This is a genomic window from Leptolyngbya sp. 'hensonii', assembly GCF_001939115.1.
GTDB lineage: Bacteria > Cyanobacteriota > Cyanobacteriia.
In genome coordinates this window covers 1-18,513 of sequence record NZ_MQTZ01000058.1, presented here as the reverse complement: position 1 = coordinate 18,513, position 18,513 = coordinate 1, and the positions used below count along the sequence as shown (strand labels likewise).

Here is an 18,513-nt window from a genome sequence, read left to right as displayed (position 1 = left end):
CTCTTAACACTTCGTTACAATTGGAGCATGACCTGGAGCCCATGCTCCTCACGCCAAGCAAGGTGGTTTATGAATGGCAGCATTCGTGTCGGTAATTTATTCGGCATTCCCTTCTATGTCAATCCGTCCTGGTTCTTTGTCCTGGCCCTGGTAACCTGGTCTTACAGCAGTGGTCTGGCAGCTCAGTTTCCGGGGCTATCGGCAGGGGTGCCTCTGCTTTTGGGGCTGATGACGGCCTTACTCCTGTTTGCCTCTGTGCTGGCCCATGAGTTGGGACATAGTGCTGTGGCTTTGCGGCAGGGGATCGGGGTGAAATCCATTACCCTGTTCCTGTTCGGGGGATTAGCCAACCTGGAAAAAGAATCTGAAACCCCTGCTGCAGCCTTCTGGGTGGCGATCGCAGGTCCTCTGGTGAGTCTGGTCCTGGCCGGTCTAATGATGCTGATTGGGGTAGGGACTGCTGTCTCTGGCCCGATCGCAGCGGTCCTGGGTGTCCTGGCTTCCGTTAATCTGGCCCTAGCCTTCTTCAACCTGATCCCGGGTCTGCCTCTGGATGGGGGGAATATTCTCAAGGCGATCGTCTGGAAAATTACCGGTAACCCTTACCGGGGGGTTCAATTTGCTGGTCGCGTTGGTCAGGCTTTTGGCTGGGTCGCGATCGGCTCAGGTGTTCTGCCCCTGCTATTGTTCGGTAGCTCAGTCAACTTCTGGAACATACTGGTGGGCTGGTTCTTGCTCCAGAATGCGGGTCAGGCGGCCCAGTTTGCCACGGTGCAAGAACAGCTTGTGGGGCTGACCGCTGCTGACGCCGTTGCTCTCAACAGCCCGATCGTCTCGGCTCACACATCTTTGAGAGAATTTGCCGATCAACTGATCCTGAGCCCGAATCAATGGCGTAAATTTCTCGTGACGAACGAAGCCAATGAATTGTTAGGGGAAATTGCAGTGGATGCATTGACCTCAGTCCCGACCGATCGCTGGTCCTTGGTGCAGGTGAGTGAACTGATGCAACCGATCGAGGCATCCAGAACAGTGACAGCCCAGCAACCGCTTCTGGAGGTGATCAAGTACCTGGAAGAAAAACATCTTTCCAGTCTGACCGTGATTCAGAGCAATAACAGTTTGGTTGGGTTGCTGGAAAAATCTGCCGTCATCAGGCTGTTGCAGCGTCGTACCCAGGCCGTACCTGCCTGAGATGGACATTGATCTGGAGTTATGAGCCAGGTAACCTGTGGGGGCGAAGCCATTCGCCTCCATTTTTGTTTACCAGGAATGGAGGGCTCGTAACTGGGGTGTTTTTTTCAACTGGTGGGCTTCCATGCGCGTTAGTACATCATCCAGAATAGTGATAGCTTCGGCAATGAACGGGCCTTTGTTGAGCATGACGCACTCTGCCCGTTCAGCCATAGCTGCATCGGTCATCTCTCCCCGAGAGGGTGCACCATCTTTTACCAAACTTTCTAGAACTTGCGTGGCCCAAATCACAGGAACATGAGCCGCTTCGCAAAGCCAGAGAATTTCTTCCTGGATCTCAGTTAACCGCTGGTATCCAATTTCAACAGCTAAGTCGCCCCTCGCGATCATGACACCAAATGACTGCTTCCCTGCTGCATGAATGATTAATTCTGGCAGGTTGCTCACCGCGATCGCAGTTTCAATTTTTGCCACGATTGCAGGTGGAACCGGTCGATCTCCGGAGCGCTGATCTAATTCCTTTTGTAGTAACTGAATATCAGCCGATCGTTGAACAAAAGAGTAGCCAATAATATCTGCATGGGTAGCGACAAAATCCAGGTCGGACAGATCTTTCTCAGTCAGGGGATTGAGTGGCAAGACCGTATTTGGAAAATTCAGCCCTTTTTCAGGCCGGAGTTTGACTCCTTTGGGGCTGGCATGGGTTACCTGCAACAACAGTCCCAATTCTCCATCGGGGAATAAGTATTGGGTGTCAACAACGCGAGTCCGAATCTTGCCATCATCGATATACACGGGTGTGCCCACTGTCAGTAAATCGAGAATTTCGGGAACGGTACAGGAAATTTGGAAATGGTCTACTGGGGCTGGGATGGACTCTCCTGCCCCAATTTCACTGTTGCGTTCAGGAGTTCGCCGGGAGAGCAAGAGGTAATCTCCCCGAAAGACCCTTTTGCGATCGCAGGGGGCAAACACAGAACCGGTACGAATTTTGGGACCGCCTAAGTCCATCATGACTCTACAGGATGTTCCTGTCTCCTGTTCTGCTCGGCGGATATGGTTGATCATGCACTCCCAACTTGCTGGGGCATCGTGGGCACAGTTAATTCGCACACAGGTTGCCCCCCGTTGGATGATTTCTCGTACCCTCTCATAGTCTGTAGCGGCTTCGCTGGGGAGGGTGACCATAATCCTGACTCGACGCTGAGGTAGAGGTTGGCCGAACAGTTCTTCTGTATGCTGTTGGAGTAAACGATTGCCCTCAAAAAAGAACTCGATCGGGGGACGGTTTCGGTGCTGAGCAGACTCAGAGCCGCAAAGGACTTCCAGGGTGGTAATAACGGCATCCAGATTGGGCATGACGCGCGCTTCAATCCGCCCTAACGAGGATAGCCCCCAGGGCATGAGGGCGGCTTGGAGGTTGCGCAGGTCGTGCCGTCGTAATGCCAGATATTGAGCCAAATTAAGGGCACTGGCAAGAAATTCAGGTCGTTGAATCTGCGATCGCCACTGGTTAAAGAGAGCTTGCCCTTCGCATTCAACGTTCTGGCGAAGTTCTTGCAAAGTCAATAACAGGGCCTCTGGGCTGGAAAGATCAGGCTGCTCGATGCCTAGTTCTGACCTGGCGCTCATCATATTAAAACCTTCTAAATGGCTTTGCTGAATGCAAATATGAATTACCCTCATCCCCAACCCTTCTCCCGCAGGAGAAGGGAGCTAAAACTCTTGTTCCCTCTCCTTTGGGAGAGGGCTAGGGTGAGGGCTGCATAAGGCTCAAGCACGAAAATCATACTTCTATTCAGCAACGCCTTTTCTAAATCAAGACGGCTCTCTTGGAAGATCAATCGCCTTTAAACTTCCAGAGCATTCAAGTGGCCATGTTTTTTAGCCTGGATGCAAAGATCTTTTTGTCAGCCAGTTCGGATGAAACCTTTTGTCAATCTGCCTCTGAGTCTTGAACCCAACGATCATATTGTCTCACGTTCGATCTGGGGAAGCAGACCTATATAAAAATCTGTATAAAAAATAGATCATTTGTAGTGGATCTGGTCGGAGTCGAACCGATCTCCTCCTGATGAGAATTGCACTCATCCCTCGTACAAGTACACAAAGCTGCTTTTGCTTCTTAAAAGGAAGTTAGTATGTAAGCTTTGCCGGTTAGGGTACAAGGTGGTTTAGGTGCTCTGCCACTAGAGCTACAGACCCATGATTTTTTGAAGACACTTTCTTCGTCCATGCCGGACAGCCTCGACAATGGGCGAGAACGGAGGGATTTGTTTGGGGAGTGTTGCCACAGGCAATATCCCCACTTTTCGGTTTCCGAGACTGATGGGTTCATCCAGTTACACCACGTCCTCAAAGGCGGAGAGAGTGGGAGTCGAACCCACAGTGGACCTTCATCCACGACTGTTTAGCAAACAGCTTGCGTTGCCAATGGCCATCTCTCCATAAGGGCCGGGAGAACTGGGTAGGATTTGAACCTACGGGACAGGGGGACATCCGTTTTACAGACGGCTTGCTTCGACCAAACTTAGATATCGATACTGTATTACATACATACTACTAATATACTACAATTGTCAAGGAGATCCCACAACTTTTCTGGAATTTTGCTTTTGAGGGGAGAGGACAAACCCCCAGATTGTCCTCTCCATTTTGGTTTCAGGCCGTGGAAGAGATTGCTTTCTGGGCTTGTTGCCAGAGTTGTTCAATCAGGGCCTCGATCGCGATCGGTGTCGTTGCCAGAAAGATGCCGTCTTCCGCATCCACCTGCTCCGTCACCCAAATCCCAGCAACACTCACTTCCACGGTGTCCAGATCAACGAGACAAATCGTGATCTGTGAGGACTGCTCCATCCAGATCAGGACCTCCAGTTCGGCCAGGGTGGGCATATCCGCAGGGAGCAGGAAGGAGGCCCGCCCCAGTTGCAGATGGAGCGATCGGCCTGCCCGTAACACCAGAGCAGTTCGCTGAGCCACCATGGTTTCAACAGAGCCACTGACCCGTTCCATGAACAGTCCGTTTTCGGTGTATTGCAACTTCAACATGGGTGGAGCCTCCTGTAGGGCTGGACGGACTTAACTGACAGAGGGGTGCTCTTTCCAGAACTGCTCAGCGAAGGCAACGGCAGGGTGAGTTGGGGCTTTGGGTTTGCTCTTCAACACCAGGCCCACCTCATGCAACAGTTGGTTGCCCTTCTTCAGGTTGCAAGGCTCACAGGCGGTGACCACGTTATCCCAGGTGTGAGGCCCCCCCTTCGATTTGGGGATGACATGGTCCAGGGTTAACTTGCGGGTGCTACCACAGTACTGGCAGGCATGACCATCTCGTCTCAGCACTTCCCGTCGGTTGACGGGAGGCACCTTCCATAACCGCTCTGGGTTCGAAACTGTCAACCGGATGTGTTCAGGCACTTGTAGGACGAAACTGGGAGAACGAACCTGCCAGATCGCACCCTCAATGAAACCCAATGGCTCTGCCTGTCCGGCTACCAGAAGGGTGACAGCGCGTCGGATGTTGACCCGACTGACGGGCAGGTAGTTCTTCGAGAACACCACCACCGATTTCTGTAACACCGAGGGTGGCCGTTGCTGGTCTGGTTCCATGGTTTTCACTCCTCTAAAAAATGACCCCCGCTTCTGATACTCAGGAGCGGGGGTGCGAGGGTTAGTTACGCTTTGCCCTAGATTGGCGCAGGGATGTACCTGCTCCTTCCGCTCGTGATGCTTTGTTCTGGATTAAACCCGCCCCGACGATCGGCGAGTTCGGCAAGTTCAGATATGCCTTTACTTGAAATGCTTGTATCCATGCCCTCATCGCCAAACAGCACAACGGTTGCCAACCAGATAGTTCTGGATTGGCCATAGGTTGCGCTGCATAGGAGGAGAGAAAGAATGGATATCATGGAAGTCAGATCTCCAAGTTTGCTATTCATATACTACAGACGTAGTATGACTTTGTCTACCCTTTGGTCATGGATTGGGGGGTTGACTATGGCGACTACATCGCAACCATCCCCCAATCCGGAAATATATCGTAGTAGTCTTCTGGATAGGGACGGGGGTAAGGAAACTTCGTCCTTACTTCAATCGTTGCAGCAAATGGTCGCCCACCCGCAGGGCATTGGCAATGATGGTCAGGGTAGGATTGACGGCTGAACTGGAAGGAAAGAAGCTACCATCCACCACATAAAGATTATCGACATCATGGGTGCGACAGTTCAGATCCAACACCGACAGGGCTGGGTCTTCCCCAAAGCGACAGGTACCGCACTGATGCCCAACCGATTGTAGGGTCATCCGATTACGCGGATAGAGGCTGAAAGGGAGCATATGTTCTGCCCGATCGACCTGCTTGAGGATCTCAACCCAACGGTTCACCAGTCGATCGCTGGCTACCAAATTGTTGGGTTTGTATTCGAGGAGCAGACGATCTCCATCCACCCGAACTCGATTTTCAGCATCTGGCAGGTCTTCCGTCTGTAACCACCAGCCAACCGCATGATCTGCAACGGCTTTTAATTCCGCATCTGGTCGTAGTTTCAGCAATGGCGCGAGTAAGGCGGGGGCTTCCGCAGGCAACATGTCCGCCAGGACATTCCCTGTGTTCTGCACTAACCCCATGGGGTAGGGAAAGTCAGGTTCCCCCCAATAGAAATCACTAATGCCAATGGTCTTTTGATACACCGCAGGATTCAAGCTGGTACTCAGTTGTACCAGAGCCGTACAAATATGTTTCATCAGGTTACGGCCCACCTGATCAGAACGATTTGCCAATCCTTTAGGGTGCTGGTCGTTATACGATCGCAGCAGCAACGCCGCCGAGTTAATGGCTCCGCAAGCTACGACGACAATATCGCCTGTAAACGATTGTGGTTCTCCATGGATCTCCGCTTCTACCCTGGTCACGGTTTGTCCGGAGGGACTGGTGTGCAGGCGAGTGACTTTTGCGCTGGTCAGCAGGGTGACATGGCTGGTTTGCCGAATCGGCATGATACAGTTCACATCCGCATCAGCTTTACCATTGGTGAGACAGGGAAAGCCATCACAGGTATTGCAGCGAATACAGTTGCCCAGGCTTTTGTCCACTTCATTGAGTTTCAAGCCCAGGGGTAGGTTGAAGGGGTGTAGACCAGTTCTAGTGAAGGCATGGGCAAGCTCCTGCATGTAGGGCTCGTGGCTCACAGGGGCATAGGGATAGGGTAGAGTGCGTGGTGGTTCAGTGGGATCAAGCCCTGCCTGACCATGCACATCGTAGAGTTGTTCTGCCTGAGTGTAGTAGGGGGCAAAGTCCTGGTACTTTAACCCCCATTCTGGAGAAATGCCATCTTTGTGTTCTACCCTTTCAAAGTCCCGTGCTCGCATCCGCAACAGTGCAGCACCATAGACTTTGGTATTGCCACCCACCCAGTAATTCATGCCGGGACGGAAGGCGTTGTGATTGGCATCAAACCACTGCTCCTGGGTGTGATAGCGTTCTCGCTGGTAGACTTCCAGGGCACTCCAGTTTTCTTTCTCTCTAGGCAAAAAAGTGCCCCGTTCCAGAATCAAAATCTTTTTGCCACTGGATGCTAGATGGTAAGCCAGAGTGCCTCCCCCAGCACCTGTGCCGATGATGATGATGTCGTAGTGTGAATGGGTTGTCATAGGTGCTGTCCTTTGATTGGCAGGTTATCACTCAGATCAATCTTTCCGTTCCGGTTATAGTTGCAGCGGAAGATGCAGCGTTTTTGATTGTTGTGGTGCAATTTGGCACATTTAACTGCCCGATCGCCAAACCAATAGGAATATAAACCTGCTGCCAGAAACATGCCGATCGGTGGCACGATGACATATAGCCAAAATGCAGTCCAAACATTAGCAGGCAGGGCGGAGGCAAGACTCCGGGCCGGATTCATGCCAAAACCAGAAAAAGGAGCTTCAAAAGTTACATAGAGCATCACCAGACATCCAGCAAATAATCCAGTGAAGCGATGCAGTTTTTTATGATTACTAATCACCAATACGGTGCTCATCATTAAAAAAGCAATCAACAACTCACCTAGCAAAGCTGCCATCCAACCGGCAGGACCAGGAACGGTAACGACATAGCTGACAGGGGGTTGGGTAAAGACCTGGCCAAATCCCAAAGCGACCAAGTAAACACCGGTTAATCCACCCAGGCATTGAAATAGAAGATAAAACCAGGCATCCCAAGCCTTGATTTTACCCAAACGGTAGAACGTCAGCGTTACGGCTGGATTCATGTGGGCACCGGATTGTTGACCCCAGGGAGAATAGATCAGGGCGATCGCGGTTACTCCCATGGCGATCCCGATTAAAAACCGCCGCACATCTCCATTCGCAATGGCCTGATGTACAGGTGAGTCAGGATACTCTAAGAAAATGGTAAATACCCCTGCAGAGATCATGAATAACCCCAACAGTGCTGCTTCCATCAGGTATTCTGGCAGGTGTTGTCTGAACGTGTTCATGTTGCCCCTCCTGAATCCGGCGTTCATGTTTCCCACCAGGGAAATTGACAGTTGTAATGCTGGCAAAAACTATGCTGACCAGATTCTGGCAGTCTTCAGGAGTGGAAAGATGAGAGTTCAATGAGCAATCTATGAGGATTCAGAATTTTAGAGGATGGTTGCAAAGCCTAGATTCTGGTAGCCCTGGCACCTAAAAACCTAGTTTGGTCACAATCATCTGTACGGTTTCACTGGAATTCGATCGCAGGCGATGCACAAAGGTCCAGTCAATTTTCAAAGTATCCATAGGGAATTCATGCAATCGACTGAGAGAGGAGTGAGGTGGTGCCCAAAAATTGGACCGGGGGTTAAGCTCTGAACGACCCAAAAAATGGTAGAAGGCGTTCATCTGTTCTTACGACCCCCATTCCCTTCTGGGAGAAGCCAGAAGCGGTGGGAGCTGATCTGCCGTGCGATAGTCGAACAAAGCCCTACCCGCTAATCCCTACGGCCCATTTCAAAAATTATGCCTGAAGATCAACATTGATCTCCTCTGCAACAGCTATTCAACTTAATTTCTGTTCCAAATCGCTTGCATCACTGCAAATTTGTGCTATAAAGTTGCTACTTAAAAAAATCTTAACTGCAACATTTAAAAATTGCGACAAATTGATCCACTTACTTCTACTGTCGCTTTCAATCCGGTAATTTCTCCAACTGGTTTTCCGAGTAAATTCTTCTATGGAACAATAACCATGTCTACCGTTACCCGCTCCAAATCCAGGGCTGTTCACCGTTCCACCCTGGAACAGGCTGAATCTTTCCTTAAAGACTTGCCGAAAAAGGAAAAAGATCATCTGCCGATCGTCGAAGCCATTAACCAGGTCGCCCCTTCTGTAAGAGCAGCACTGGCAAAGGGATACAGTTACACAGAGGTGGCAGCCCTACTCTCAGAACAGTTAGGCATTAGTGTGAGTGCCTGGTCTCTCCGGCGCTATGTGCCCTCTGGCAGACGAGGCAAGCAAAGCGAGGCGGCGGAAGCAGTTCCTAAGCGCCCCCGCCGGAAAAAACAGGAAGATGGCAATGGCGATGCCTCGATCGCAGCGGTTGAGGCCATTGCAGCACAACAGGTTGCGCTGGAACAACCTGAGATCAGTGCGGTCATCCCTGTGATTGAGACTGAAATTCCCACCACCGGACGCACCAGAGCTGGGCAGAGCCGCACCAACAAAGCGACGGAGTCAGCAACGGCAAAACCCCAACGCCGGTCCACAGCTACTGCCAAAACCACTCGGAGCAGTAGTACCCGGCCCGGCGGCACCCAGCGCAAAACCACCAAAGGAAAATAATTGAGGCTTATTCATGAATAAGGGTGAATTAGTGGACGAGATCGCAGCTAAAGCAAACGTAACCAAGAAGGACGCGGATGCAATTCTGACGGCAATCCTGGAGACGATCGTGGAGACGGTTTCGGAAGGGGATAAAGTAACGCTGGTGGGATTTGGCACTTTTGAGGTGCGGACCCGGCAGGCCAGGGATGGGCGCAATCCCCGCACGGGAGAGGTCATCAAGATCCCTGAGACCAAAGTACCTGCCTTCTCTGCCGGAAAGCAATTCAAGGAAAGAGTGTCTCCAGACGCTGAGACTTGAACCTGGCATAGTTCTTGACCCAATCCAATCGCACCCTGAGCAGAGTCAAAGGGTGCGATTTAACTTTATGTGGCTTCGCTGGGGTGATGATCACTGCCTGCCCCCTGGCAAGCAAATGGTAAAACAGGTTTTTCCTGGCTTCGAGTCAAACAGAATTGTACCCTGATGGCGGTTCTCCACAATTCGTCGCACAGTTTCCAACCCCAAGCCCGATCCTTTGCCCACCGGTTTTGTCGTGAAAAAGGGCTCAAAAATGCGCAATTGAATTTCAGGTGGAATTCCGCTACCTGAATCTATGATGTCAACCCGAATAGAATCGCCTTTATGATGCGTGGTAATTTCCAGCAAGCCTCTGCCGTCCATGGCCTCGATCGCATTATCGATCAGGTTTGTCCACACCTGATTTAACTCGCTCCCATAAGCAAACACTTTGGGCAGATGTGGATCGTAATTCCGTTTAACTTGAATGCCCTGTTTGAGTTTGTGACCAAATAATCGCAGGGTGTCTTCCAGTCCTTGATGCACATCTACCTCCTGCTGAACTCCCTGATCCAGATAGGAGTAGGATTTCATCGCCTGCACCAGTTCAGAAATTCGTTCAGCCCCGCGTAACCCATGTTTAATCATAGTCATCACCTCAAAAGAGAGGGCTAACCAGTGCAATCCCATTTCTCGCAGCTCGGTTGGATCATCTCGCCAGCGCTCCATGAGTTGCTCCAGGGTCGCAATCTCAATCCCTCCGGCTGCCAGGGGTTCGGCGAGTTTCCACGCCTGGTCTACACCGTAATCTTCTAACCACGTTAGGACCGTCTCTTCCCGATCGGTTAAGGTGACCGGATTGCAGCGATCGTGAAGAATTGCCTCATGGCCCGCATCTCGTACCTGCAACCACTGCTGGGTATGCTCTGGCTCAACCTGGCGCTGCCCGTAGACCAGATTCATCCGTTGCAGTTCCAGAATGGCGGTTGGCATCTCTTTCAAAGATCGAACCAGGGCAGCAGCTGGATTATTCAGCTCATGGGCCAGCCCCGCTGCCAGAGTCCCCAATGCTGCCATTTTTTCTCGGCTGCGAATGAAAGACTCTAGCCCACGCAGTCGGCGCTCAACGGTGCGAAAGACAATGCGTTCAAAATCACGATAGCCGTGCAGCAGGGTGTGAAAGTCCCCTGCCTCTATCTCATGCAGGAGGCAATCTGCCAGGGCTCGCAATGTTACGGGAGCTGGGTCATCGGTGAGCACTTGAATTTCACCAAAAAAAGCAGGGGCACCATGTCGTCCCAGAGGAACTTCGATGCCTTCACTGCGACGAGTAATCACCATCTCACCTTTGCCCAAAATGAACACCCCGCGATGGGGATCTCCTTCATTGATCAAGGTCTCTCCAGTGGATAGTTCAACCCTCTGAGCCCGATCGCACAACCATTCCAATCGCTCCTGCGGGAGTTTTTGAAAAGGCTCCAATGTGAGTAAATCTTCGATGCACAACGAGTTTCCCATGGCACTACACCTGACTGAGATAGCGATGGATGAATTGAACTGCGATCGCGCCTTCTCCAACACCCGATGCAACCCGTTTGATCGAGTTGTATCGTACATCCCCGGCGGCAAAAATGCCGGGAACGCTAGTTTCAAGTAGAAATGGTGGCCGATCGAGGTTCCAGCCTTTGGGTGGTTTATTCTCACGAATTAAGTCAGGTCCAGTCAGAATAAACCCGCGTTCATCTCGCTCCACCCTGCCATTGAGCCAATCAGTTTGAGGCATAGCTCCAATGAAGATGAACAGGGAAGTGGCATTCACGGTTTCGACTGCGCCTGTGATTGTATTTCTAATCACAATGGCGTTCAAATTAGTTTCACCTTTGACTTCTTCAACAACACAACCTGTACAAACCTTGATATTCTCAGTCGCCGCAATTTGCTCAATCAAATATTGAGACATACTCTTCGTGAGTGGCGATCGCACCAGCATCACCACTTCATGAGCATACTTGGAGAAGTGCATTGCCGCTTGTCCAGCCGAGTTGGCACCACCGACAACATAGACCGTTTCGCCCTGACAGGCGATCGCTTCAGTCATGGCGGCTCCGTAGTAAACCCCCGCCCCATTGAGTTTGTCCATACCTGGCACATCCAGCTTGCGATAGGACACCCCTGTTGCCACTAACAAAGCATGACAACTGATTTCGTTGCCATCTGCCAGTTGCAGAATTCGATAGGGGTCAGCCATACGCATGCCAATGACAGCTTGAGGGGTGAGAATTTCCACCCCAAATCGTCGAGCCTGGGTTACAGCTCGACGGGCTAAATCAGCCCCACTCAAACCCACTGGAAATCCCAGGTAATTCTCGATGCGGGAGCTGGAACCCGCCTGACCACCGGGTGCTTCCCGCTCGATCATGACGGTCGTGAGACCTTCGGATGCACCATAGACGGCGGCAGCGAGTCCGGCTGGGCCTCCACCGATAATTGCCAGGTCGTAGAAGGGACGGTCTGCCTGGGTTTGTAGTCCAATCTTCTCAGCGATCGCTAAATTGGATGGCTGAACTAAGCAGGAGCCATCGGGAAAGAGGACCAGGGGCAACTGTTGTCTGCCTTCGATTCCGGCGCATTCTACCAGTTGAGCCGCTTCAGGATCCAGTTCGATATCTAACCACTGGTAAGGAATCTGATTGCGGGCCAGGAAGTCCTTTACCTGATGGGAGAAAGGGGACCAGCGGTTGCCAATGACCCGTATGCCTTCAAAGGGAGGACGAAATGATGCGAACCAATCATCGAGTAAATCATCTAATACTGGATAGAGTCGCTCCTCTGGGGGATCCCAGGGTTTGAGCAAGTAATAGTCGATGCGGGTGGTGTTGATAGCACGAATAGCAGCATCTGTGTCAGCATAGGCTGTTAGCAATGCCCGTTTCGCCCCAGGGTAAAGGGTTAGGGCTTGTTCCAGAAATTCCACTCCGCTCATTTGGGGCATGCGTTGATCGACCAGGAACAGTGCGACCCATTCATTGCGCAATTTTAGCTGTTGTAAGGCATCCAATGCCGATTGCCCAGAGTCAGCCCGAATAACCCGGAAACGATCGCCATACTGATGCCGCAAGTCTCTTGCTACCGCTTGCAATACATCAGGATCATCATCAACAGTGAAAATTACAGGTTTCGCCATGTTTAGACCTTCTTTACATCATCGAGATCCGTGTTTCAATTCTTTGGGCAAACAATTCGTGAAAGTTAAGCAAGTGCTCTCTCAGTCATGGCGAGGGATGCACCAATCATAGTCCACCCTACCCGTTATCCCAATCCTATAGTTTCTGGTGGGGAGGAAACCCAGATGTTGGTGCTGTAAAACGCTCCCCGCTGTTCCAGCGTAAAGCCTCCCAGCAGTAGCGTCAGCCAGGTTTTGACCAGGTGAGTTACAGACTGCTGCCCCTCCCCTTCATCCGCAAACTGCACATCCTGGACCAGGTCCATTAAGGGGATGGCTTGACCTGGGTAGTGGTGCAGATAGGCGAGAATCCTCTCCACCCAGTCCCCAATATCCTCTCCGTGGGCTACCCCAACTGCCTGATTAAAGGCTTCCGCTTCCGTGATTTCGGGGTGCTGGTTTAACTGTTTGTCCAGGGCGGCCAACAACTGACCCTGATCCAATTCTCCAACCACAGAATCACCTGCCTGGCACCTGTTCCGGTTCTGCCGCGAATATTGATCTGGGTCTGGCTCTGCCATCAGATCGGTTAGATCCAGGTGTAACGACTGGACAAACAGTTCTACGCAAGAGTCCAGGTCAACAACCGGTTCTTGAGGATCGTGGCGATATTCCCAGTCGGACAACAGCAGGTCGGCGCGAACCGCACAGAGGTCAGACAATTGGGTCAGAGCTGTGGCCACAATCTGCAACTGTTCCGGCAGAGGCTGCTCTGCGATCGCCTGTTCCAGCACATCGCACAACGATCGCAGGTTAGCCCGCTCAGGAAACTGGGTCGCCGTCGCCAGGGATTGCCAGAGGTCAAGCTCAAGCTGTTGCAGATCCATACATCAGGTGTGGGGATGGAGGGGGCAGGGCACAATTGGACAGTTGAGGGGATGGAGCTCCACCGCTGAACGGAAGCGTGTCACTTGCAGACCACTATGCTGGGAAAAACCTTCCAGAATTCGCACCAGCAGGGTTTTCACTTGAGTTTCGGTCAGCCCCAGGCAATGCACTGGTTCAATCTTGGCGACCCGATCGTTGCCTATCCACAGCTCCGCACCAATCGCATGGAGCGGCGAATCTTTAGTCTGGCGATACCAGTGAATCACAGCAGCAGGCAGGGCAGGCACTGGTATCGCCAGGGTGGTTAATGGGTCCAGATCGATCGGTTGTTTAGACTGCCGCCGCTGCCGCTGGTTGTGGATTTTGACTCCCCGATGGCGGTAGTAAGACCGACGATCGTGACAGCGTTTATCATTCCAGCACCCATCTCCTTCAGGGCCGTGGAGTTGACGGGCCTGTTCCGGAACGAGCTTGGCACAAAGACGACATTTTTCACTCAAGGAGCGAGGCATGGAATCATCCCTCTGGTCATCGAACTATTCTAGGAGCATCAGAATGATATTTCGATCAGGTCAGGTGGTCTGCCCTGATCAAATCCCCCATCCGCAATTCCACCTGGGCGTCGGCCTGTCTTTCGATCAGGGCTTGTATCAGGGTCAATTGTTGCTCCAGCTCTACGATAGCTTCCCGGCGAGCGATCGCATCCCGCCAGTGCTGATGTTTTGAACTGCCCGGCCTGCCCAGGGATTGGCTTCTGGGTCTGCTATCTGGCCTCTGGGTCACGAGCAGGATATAGGTGTAGGTTTTTAACCCTTTGGTTGAACTGGTTTCGGTCAACCAGCAATAGGCTGGCGCAACAGGACCCAAATTGCGCAGTTGGTGGATCAACTGCAAGAGCCTCTCCTGCTCGGCCTCTAAAAATGGACTAGCCATAAAATTCTGCGTGGCTCATATTTTAATGATGCAGAATTTTGGGTACCATGTCAATGCGTCACAGATTTTCTGGATTATTAAAATTTTAACCATGCAGAAAATCTGCCCTCACTGGCTTGGGCTGGAATTCAGGGAAATTAGAGGCCACAGTCCCAGGGTGAGCTGATCTTTAAATAGCTCTGATCGCTGTAAAGCTTCAGTAAAATTTATGGCATTAATATACTTGGCACAGCAAAATATTTTTACTTTGCCTAAGAAAATTGGATTGGGTAACGTTCGTGTTCAGCGGCGGCTAGCAACCTTTGTATCACCACCGAAATTTCAATACCGTCCGCTGCAACACGGTTGTTAGACCCCGGCATTTATACTAAGACTTTGTACAGGGTAAGCAACTACTTTTCTACCTAAAATAAAGTTACCTCAACTCTTCCAACTTTAAGTAACTGACATAATAAAAGCAATAGATTCAACAAGATTCTGTCGCTCCAATTCATATGCAATAAATGGAGCTGTCTCTTTCAGAAATTCAAATGTAATTCTCCCTTTACAATATTGCATAAGCCAGTCCTGTCGATGTTTCACACAATCGTCATCATCGTTTAACTTTAGTCGCTTAATAGTACTTCTTACTTGGCTTTTAATCGGTTCGTCTATATCTGGATTTACTTTAATAAGTAAAGAAGGAAAATCCAATGTAAACCATCCAGGTTCTACTTGAAAGGGATCTAAAACATCTTGAAAATCTCGTTTTCTGGCGTTCATCTTTAAACAAGACAAGCGGAAGTTGTTCCACTCATACGCCAGTTCTGGTTTCACAGATTTAGGGATAAAGTGATCGACAGTAGGGCTACCTTCAATCCACGGAATCCATTGAGCAGAGTAAGCACAAACTTGATTGTAAGCTCCATACAAATCTTTCAAGGATTCTCTCCAATATTCACGATTATCCCAAGCCTTTGGTCGAGGAACCATCTGTAGAAAAGTTCCTCCCTTCGATCTCACTTTACTCTCAAAGTCTGTTGGTTCAGGTTGTTGTCTAACGGGAATCACAAGGATGCTCCATGTTGCCTTGCAAAAAATAACCACCGAGACCAAAACTCATCGTCCTCGGCTAAGTACTTTCTCAGTTCATCTGAGATATTTTGTACATCCTCTGAATTAGGGTTATCTTCTTCTTGTAATTTTTTTGCTGCCTGAATAGCCTGTTCACCTTCAATTGAACGAGGTTGTCCTAAACCAAAAACGTCTGATGTGAGCCAAGCATCAATACGTCCTTGTCGAATAAAGGGTAATTGCAGCAGTTCTATTTCATTGGTAAGTAAGTCACTCTTGGCAAGGTCTAGAAGAAATAACTTGTCTAACTTTTCATCAAATCTAGACTCTACAGATGCCATTATCATTGGAGAGTGCGTAGCAACCATCAATTGCACTTGCAAATCAGATGCTAAATCTTCTCTAACATCTAACAAAGCAGATAAAATCACTCTTTGCCATTGTGGATGTAGGTGAGCTTCTAATTCGTCAATTAGGATGACCATCCTTTTTTGAGGCTTTTTGTGAATCAGTTTTGATTGGATTTTATGTTCTTCCCATGCCCAGACAATAAGGTAAGCAAGCGTTATAATACGGCGAACTCCGGCGGAAGTGTACACTATTGGAACCCTTCCGTAGGAATGCTCAATTGTTGGCATAGATCTAACGTCATATGGAATCCTTACAGGTTCTCCTGGTCTTAAAAATCCCAGGTCGCTCTGTGAAGGAGGAGATAACCGTTCAAGTACTTTCTCCAAAGTATCGAAAGGAGAACTTTCTGGTCTACTTTGCCATTGAATCCAATCTTGAAGTAAACCATTAATGAAAGTAGTTTTTCGACCTCCAATTTCAATGTCCCGTCCATCCCAAACCTCATCTCTAGTAAAAACAAATGGGCGTGGAGTTAAATCACTTTCCCCAAGTTCTTGAGTAGCTAGATATTCTTTAGCAGGGTCCCAAATTGCAAAAGATCCATCTACCTTTGCATACACTAACAAGCCAGGAATTGTAGGTCGTTTTTTAGGTGGTTTCCAACTTTGGGTTTGCCAATCGTAAGATACTTTTATTTTTTCGGAATCAGAATCTCCTGAAATTTGAAATCCTATGGTAGGTTCATTTCTCCTGGTATTTGTCATTGGATATGCCTGCAAACCAGCCCACTTTCCAGTTAAAGCCCACCAAGCACAATCAAGTAGGAAAGTTTTTCCTAGCCCGTTATCCCCAGTAATTAAAGTAAGCCTTTCTCCTGGCTGGAAAACTATATTCTTTGCTGGCCCTACTCCTTGAATTTCTAAAAGACGCAATGTTCCGCCTTCTTCTGGAGTTGAGTCAGGAGCTTTACCGATAATTGACTGCAAATCTCTTAAAGATATTCTATCATCCTGAAATAGCTCCTCTAGCACATTACTTTCTGGAACCGAAGAATCGAAAAGGTTTTCCTCCTCATGCGAGATCGAAAACTCTTCTAAGAAAGTTGCAACTATATCCTGAGCAGTTGCACCAGCTTCCCAATTTCGTTCTCTATACAACCAAACCGCCACATGAAAAGTTGGGACTAAATCTATTCTTTCTTGAGTTAAATGTTCACGTAGTATCTCAACGTAATTACTTTGCCACCCCCATCTATCAGTCCTTTTAGGATGAATAAAAGCCTTAGCTACATCATTTCTTGTTCTTGTACTTTGTGAGCTTGTACTAGCGTATCTCGGTGAAAGCCATCTTTTGCTTGGATTAGATGTTTTGAACACCTGATAGAAATGTTGTGAACTTTGATCGGGCTTAAAGTACTCCTCAAGAAATTCTGTTTCTTTTGAATTGATAGGATACTGAATTGTACTACCAATAGGTAAAGGTGCTTTTTTGCATACTAAAAACGTGATCCCATAGAAGGGATGAAGAGTCCTTAAATGCTCAAGAGATTCTCTTATCTGCTCTGTTTTGAGAAACATAAAGCCCTCAGAGAACACATAAAGTATTAACCATGTAACTGCAAAAATCAGGATTTAAGTCTATCCCAGTTGCAGATCTTCCTGATTGCAATGCCACCCTAAGAGTAGTTCCACTTCCAGCAAATGGGTCTAGGACACTTCCATCTGCTGGACATCCAATATTAAGACATCTCTGAACTAGCTCATCAGGGAATGGTGCAGTATCAATGCCATTAGTTGGTTTAGGACGTGCAGCAATAGTCCACATATCTTCGACATCTTCTGTTTCAAGGATTGATCTATCAAAGTAGTAACGTCTGTTTTGGGTAAACATAAAGACGTACTCATAACTACGTCGAGGTCTATCTTTAACAGCTTCGGGAAGACAGTGTTCTCGGTGCCAGATTATTGGACTGCGTAAAACCCAACCTCGCAGTGTCATTTCGATGGCAACCCGCCAAGGAATTCCAATAATGGACTTAGGTTTTAATCCAATTCCTAAGCCACCACTTTTATCGACTTCTCTCAAACCAAATCGGCGTTTACTACTCTTAAGATCCTTTCCATGCGATTTTCCTTTACCTGAATAGTAAGTATCTCCTAAATTTAGAAAGAGTACACCGTCATCTTTCAGTACTCTCTTCACTTCGTCCATAACAGAAGCGATTGCATCGACGTAGCCTTCAACAGTTGTCTCTTGCCCGATTTGTTCCTCAACTCCATAATCACGTAGCCAGTAATACGGAGGGGATGTGATCACGCAATTGAAATGCTTACTTGGTAAATCCAAAAGAACCGAGTGAGCATTCCCTTGGAAAACGCTCCATAGAACCCCACTTTCGGCTATACCGCTCCACTTACCCAACCAAGGCATAAACTCATAACTCTAGCCTAGCCTGATTAGTATAGTCAAGTTCGCCTCATAAATCAAAGCGAAGGCAAAATGGTATGGGCAACTTGCCTATATAAGCGCTCCGGCTGCCAAACAAGGCTGTGTTTTGTAGTCAAGCATTAGGTGGCTCGTGAAGTGCTGTGTCACACCAACAATTTTCAAAGTACGCCCCAACCAGAAACTAGAGGGGTCGGGTAAAGGAAGGGGTTTCAGATATAGCCCCCTCCCTCCCCTCAGAACCGTGCTTACAACTTTCACTGTACACGGCTCAAGCAATCTCTACGCTTACCGATGCAATTGTAAATGGCAGACCATATGGACAGCCATTAAATTAGAAGCATGATTTGTCCCCCCTTGACGGCGTGGCACTTGGTGATGGATATGAACCTCCTCTTGGTTGAA

Annotated in this window: 17 protein-coding genes and 2 tRNA genes; 3 read left to right on the top strand and 16 right to left on the bottom strand. The window is 49.3% G+C overall.

Annotation, left to right across the window (positions count from 1 at the left end; genetic code table 11):
- The first annotated feature begins 69 nt into the window (after nt 1–69).
- On the top strand, nt 70–1,194 hold the full coding sequence (locus BST81_RS24455; RefSeq protein ID WP_075601136.1) for a site-2 protease family protein: 1,125 nt from the start codon (nt 70–72) through the stop codon (nt 1,192–1,194).
- A gap of 69 nt (nt 1,195–1,263) precedes the next feature.
- Here BST81_RS24455 and BST81_RS24450 read toward each other — a convergent pair whose 3' ends face one another.
- From BST81_RS24450 to BST81_RS24420, 7 genes are all read right to left on the bottom strand, one after another.
- On the bottom strand, nt 1,264–2,829 hold the full coding sequence (locus tag BST81_RS24450) for a pyruvate kinase (RefSeq protein ID WP_075601159.1): 1,566 nt from the start codon (nt 2,827–2,829) through the stop codon (nt 1,264–1,266).
- Nucleotides 2,830–3,556: 727 nt separating this feature from the next.
- Nucleotides 3,557–3,641 (bottom strand) — tRNA-Ser (locus tag BST81_RS24445).
- A gap of 19 nt (nt 3,642–3,660) precedes the next feature.
- Nucleotides 3,661–3,730: transfer RNA gene (locus BST81_RS28265), tRNA-Tyr, on the bottom strand.
- Between the two features lie 125 nt (nt 3,731–3,855).
- Nucleotides 3,856–4,242 (bottom strand): alr0857 family protein, encoded by a 387-nt coding sequence (locus tag BST81_RS24440; protein WP_075601135.1) that lies wholly within the window; start codon nt 4,240–4,242, stop codon nt 3,856–3,858.
- 30 nt (nt 4,243–4,272) lie between these two features.
- Nucleotides 4,273–4,800, bottom strand: coding sequence for an HNH endonuclease (locus BST81_RS24435; RefSeq protein ID WP_075601134.1), 528 nt, complete (start codon nt 4,798–4,800; stop codon nt 4,273–4,275).
- 474 nt (nt 4,801–5,274) lie between these two features.
- The gene (locus tag BST81_RS24425; RefSeq protein WP_075601132.1) at nt 5,275–6,840 is read right to left on the bottom strand and encodes a GMC family oxidoreductase; all 1,566 of its coding nucleotides are present in this window, start codon (nt 6,838–6,840) and stop codon (nt 5,275–5,277) included.
- Complete coding sequence (locus tag BST81_RS24420) at nt 6,837–7,667, bottom strand: aquaporin (RefSeq protein ID WP_075601131.1); 831 nt, start codon at nt 7,665–7,667, stop codon at nt 6,837–6,839. Before BST81_RS24420 ends, BST81_RS24425 begins: the two co-directional genes overlap by 4 nt.
- A 734-nt stretch (nt 7,668–8,401) precedes the next feature.
- Here BST81_RS24420 and BST81_RS24415 point away from each other — a divergent pair.
- Nucleotides 8,402–8,995: a hypothetical protein gene (locus tag BST81_RS24415; protein ID WP_075601130.1), complete on the top strand. Its 594-nt coding sequence runs from the start codon at nt 8,402–8,404 to the stop codon at nt 8,993–8,995.
- A gap of 13 nt (nt 8,996–9,008) precedes the next feature.
- Nucleotides 9,009–9,296: an HU family DNA-binding protein gene (locus tag BST81_RS24410; RefSeq protein WP_075601129.1), complete on the top strand. Its 288-nt coding sequence runs from the start codon at nt 9,009–9,011 to the stop codon at nt 9,294–9,296.
- A gap of 90 nt (nt 9,297–9,386) precedes the next feature.
- Here BST81_RS24410 and BST81_RS24405 read toward each other — a convergent pair whose 3' ends face one another.
- From BST81_RS24405 to BST81_RS29310, 9 genes are all read right to left on the bottom strand, one after another.
- Entirely contained in the window at nt 9,387–10,793 is a 1,407-nt protein-coding gene (locus BST81_RS24405; RefSeq protein ID WP_075601128.1) for an ATP-binding protein, read from the bottom strand.
- A 4-nt stretch (nt 10,794–10,797) separates the two neighbouring features.
- The gene (locus tag BST81_RS24400; protein WP_075601127.1) at nt 10,798–12,459 is read right to left on the bottom strand and encodes a response regulator; all 1,662 of its coding nucleotides are present in this window, start codon (nt 12,457–12,459) and stop codon (nt 10,798–10,800) included.
- Nucleotides 12,460–12,584: 125 nt separating this feature from the next.
- Nucleotides 12,585–13,325: a hypothetical protein gene (locus BST81_RS24395; protein ID WP_075601126.1), complete on the bottom strand. Its 741-nt coding sequence runs from the start codon at nt 13,323–13,325 to the stop codon at nt 12,585–12,587.
- A gap of 3 nt (nt 13,326–13,328) precedes the next feature.
- On the bottom strand, nt 13,329–13,838 hold the full coding sequence (locus BST81_RS24390; protein ID WP_075601125.1) for a hypothetical protein: 510 nt from the start codon (nt 13,836–13,838) through the stop codon (nt 13,329–13,331).
- A 55-nt stretch (nt 13,839–13,893) separates the two neighbouring features.
- Nucleotides 13,894–14,259, bottom strand: a complete 366-nt coding sequence (locus BST81_RS24385; RefSeq protein ID WP_075601124.1) for a hypothetical protein — start codon at nt 14,257–14,259, stop codon at nt 13,894–13,896.
- A 435-nt stretch (nt 14,260–14,694) separates the two neighbouring features.
- Nucleotides 14,695–15,231, bottom strand: coding sequence for a hypothetical protein (locus BST81_RS24380; protein WP_143780485.1), 537 nt, complete (start codon nt 15,229–15,231; stop codon nt 14,695–14,697).
- 74 nt (nt 15,232–15,305) lie between these two features.
- Entirely contained in the window at nt 15,306–17,240 is a 1,935-nt protein-coding gene (locus BST81_RS24375; RefSeq protein ID WP_143780484.1) for an AAA family ATPase, read from the bottom strand.
- Nucleotides 17,241–17,247: 7 nt separating this feature from the next.
- Nucleotides 17,248–18,093, bottom strand: coding sequence for a site-specific DNA-methyltransferase (locus BST81_RS24370; protein WP_075601122.1), 846 nt, complete (start codon nt 18,091–18,093; stop codon nt 17,248–17,250).
- A gap of 303 nt (nt 18,094–18,396) precedes the next feature.
- The gene (locus BST81_RS29310; RefSeq protein ID WP_363080825.1) at nt 18,397–18,492 is read right to left on the bottom strand and encodes an HNH endonuclease signature motif containing protein; all 96 of its coding nucleotides are present in this window, start codon (nt 18,490–18,492) and stop codon (nt 18,397–18,399) included.
- Between the last annotated feature and the right edge of the window lie 21 nt (nt 18,493–18,513).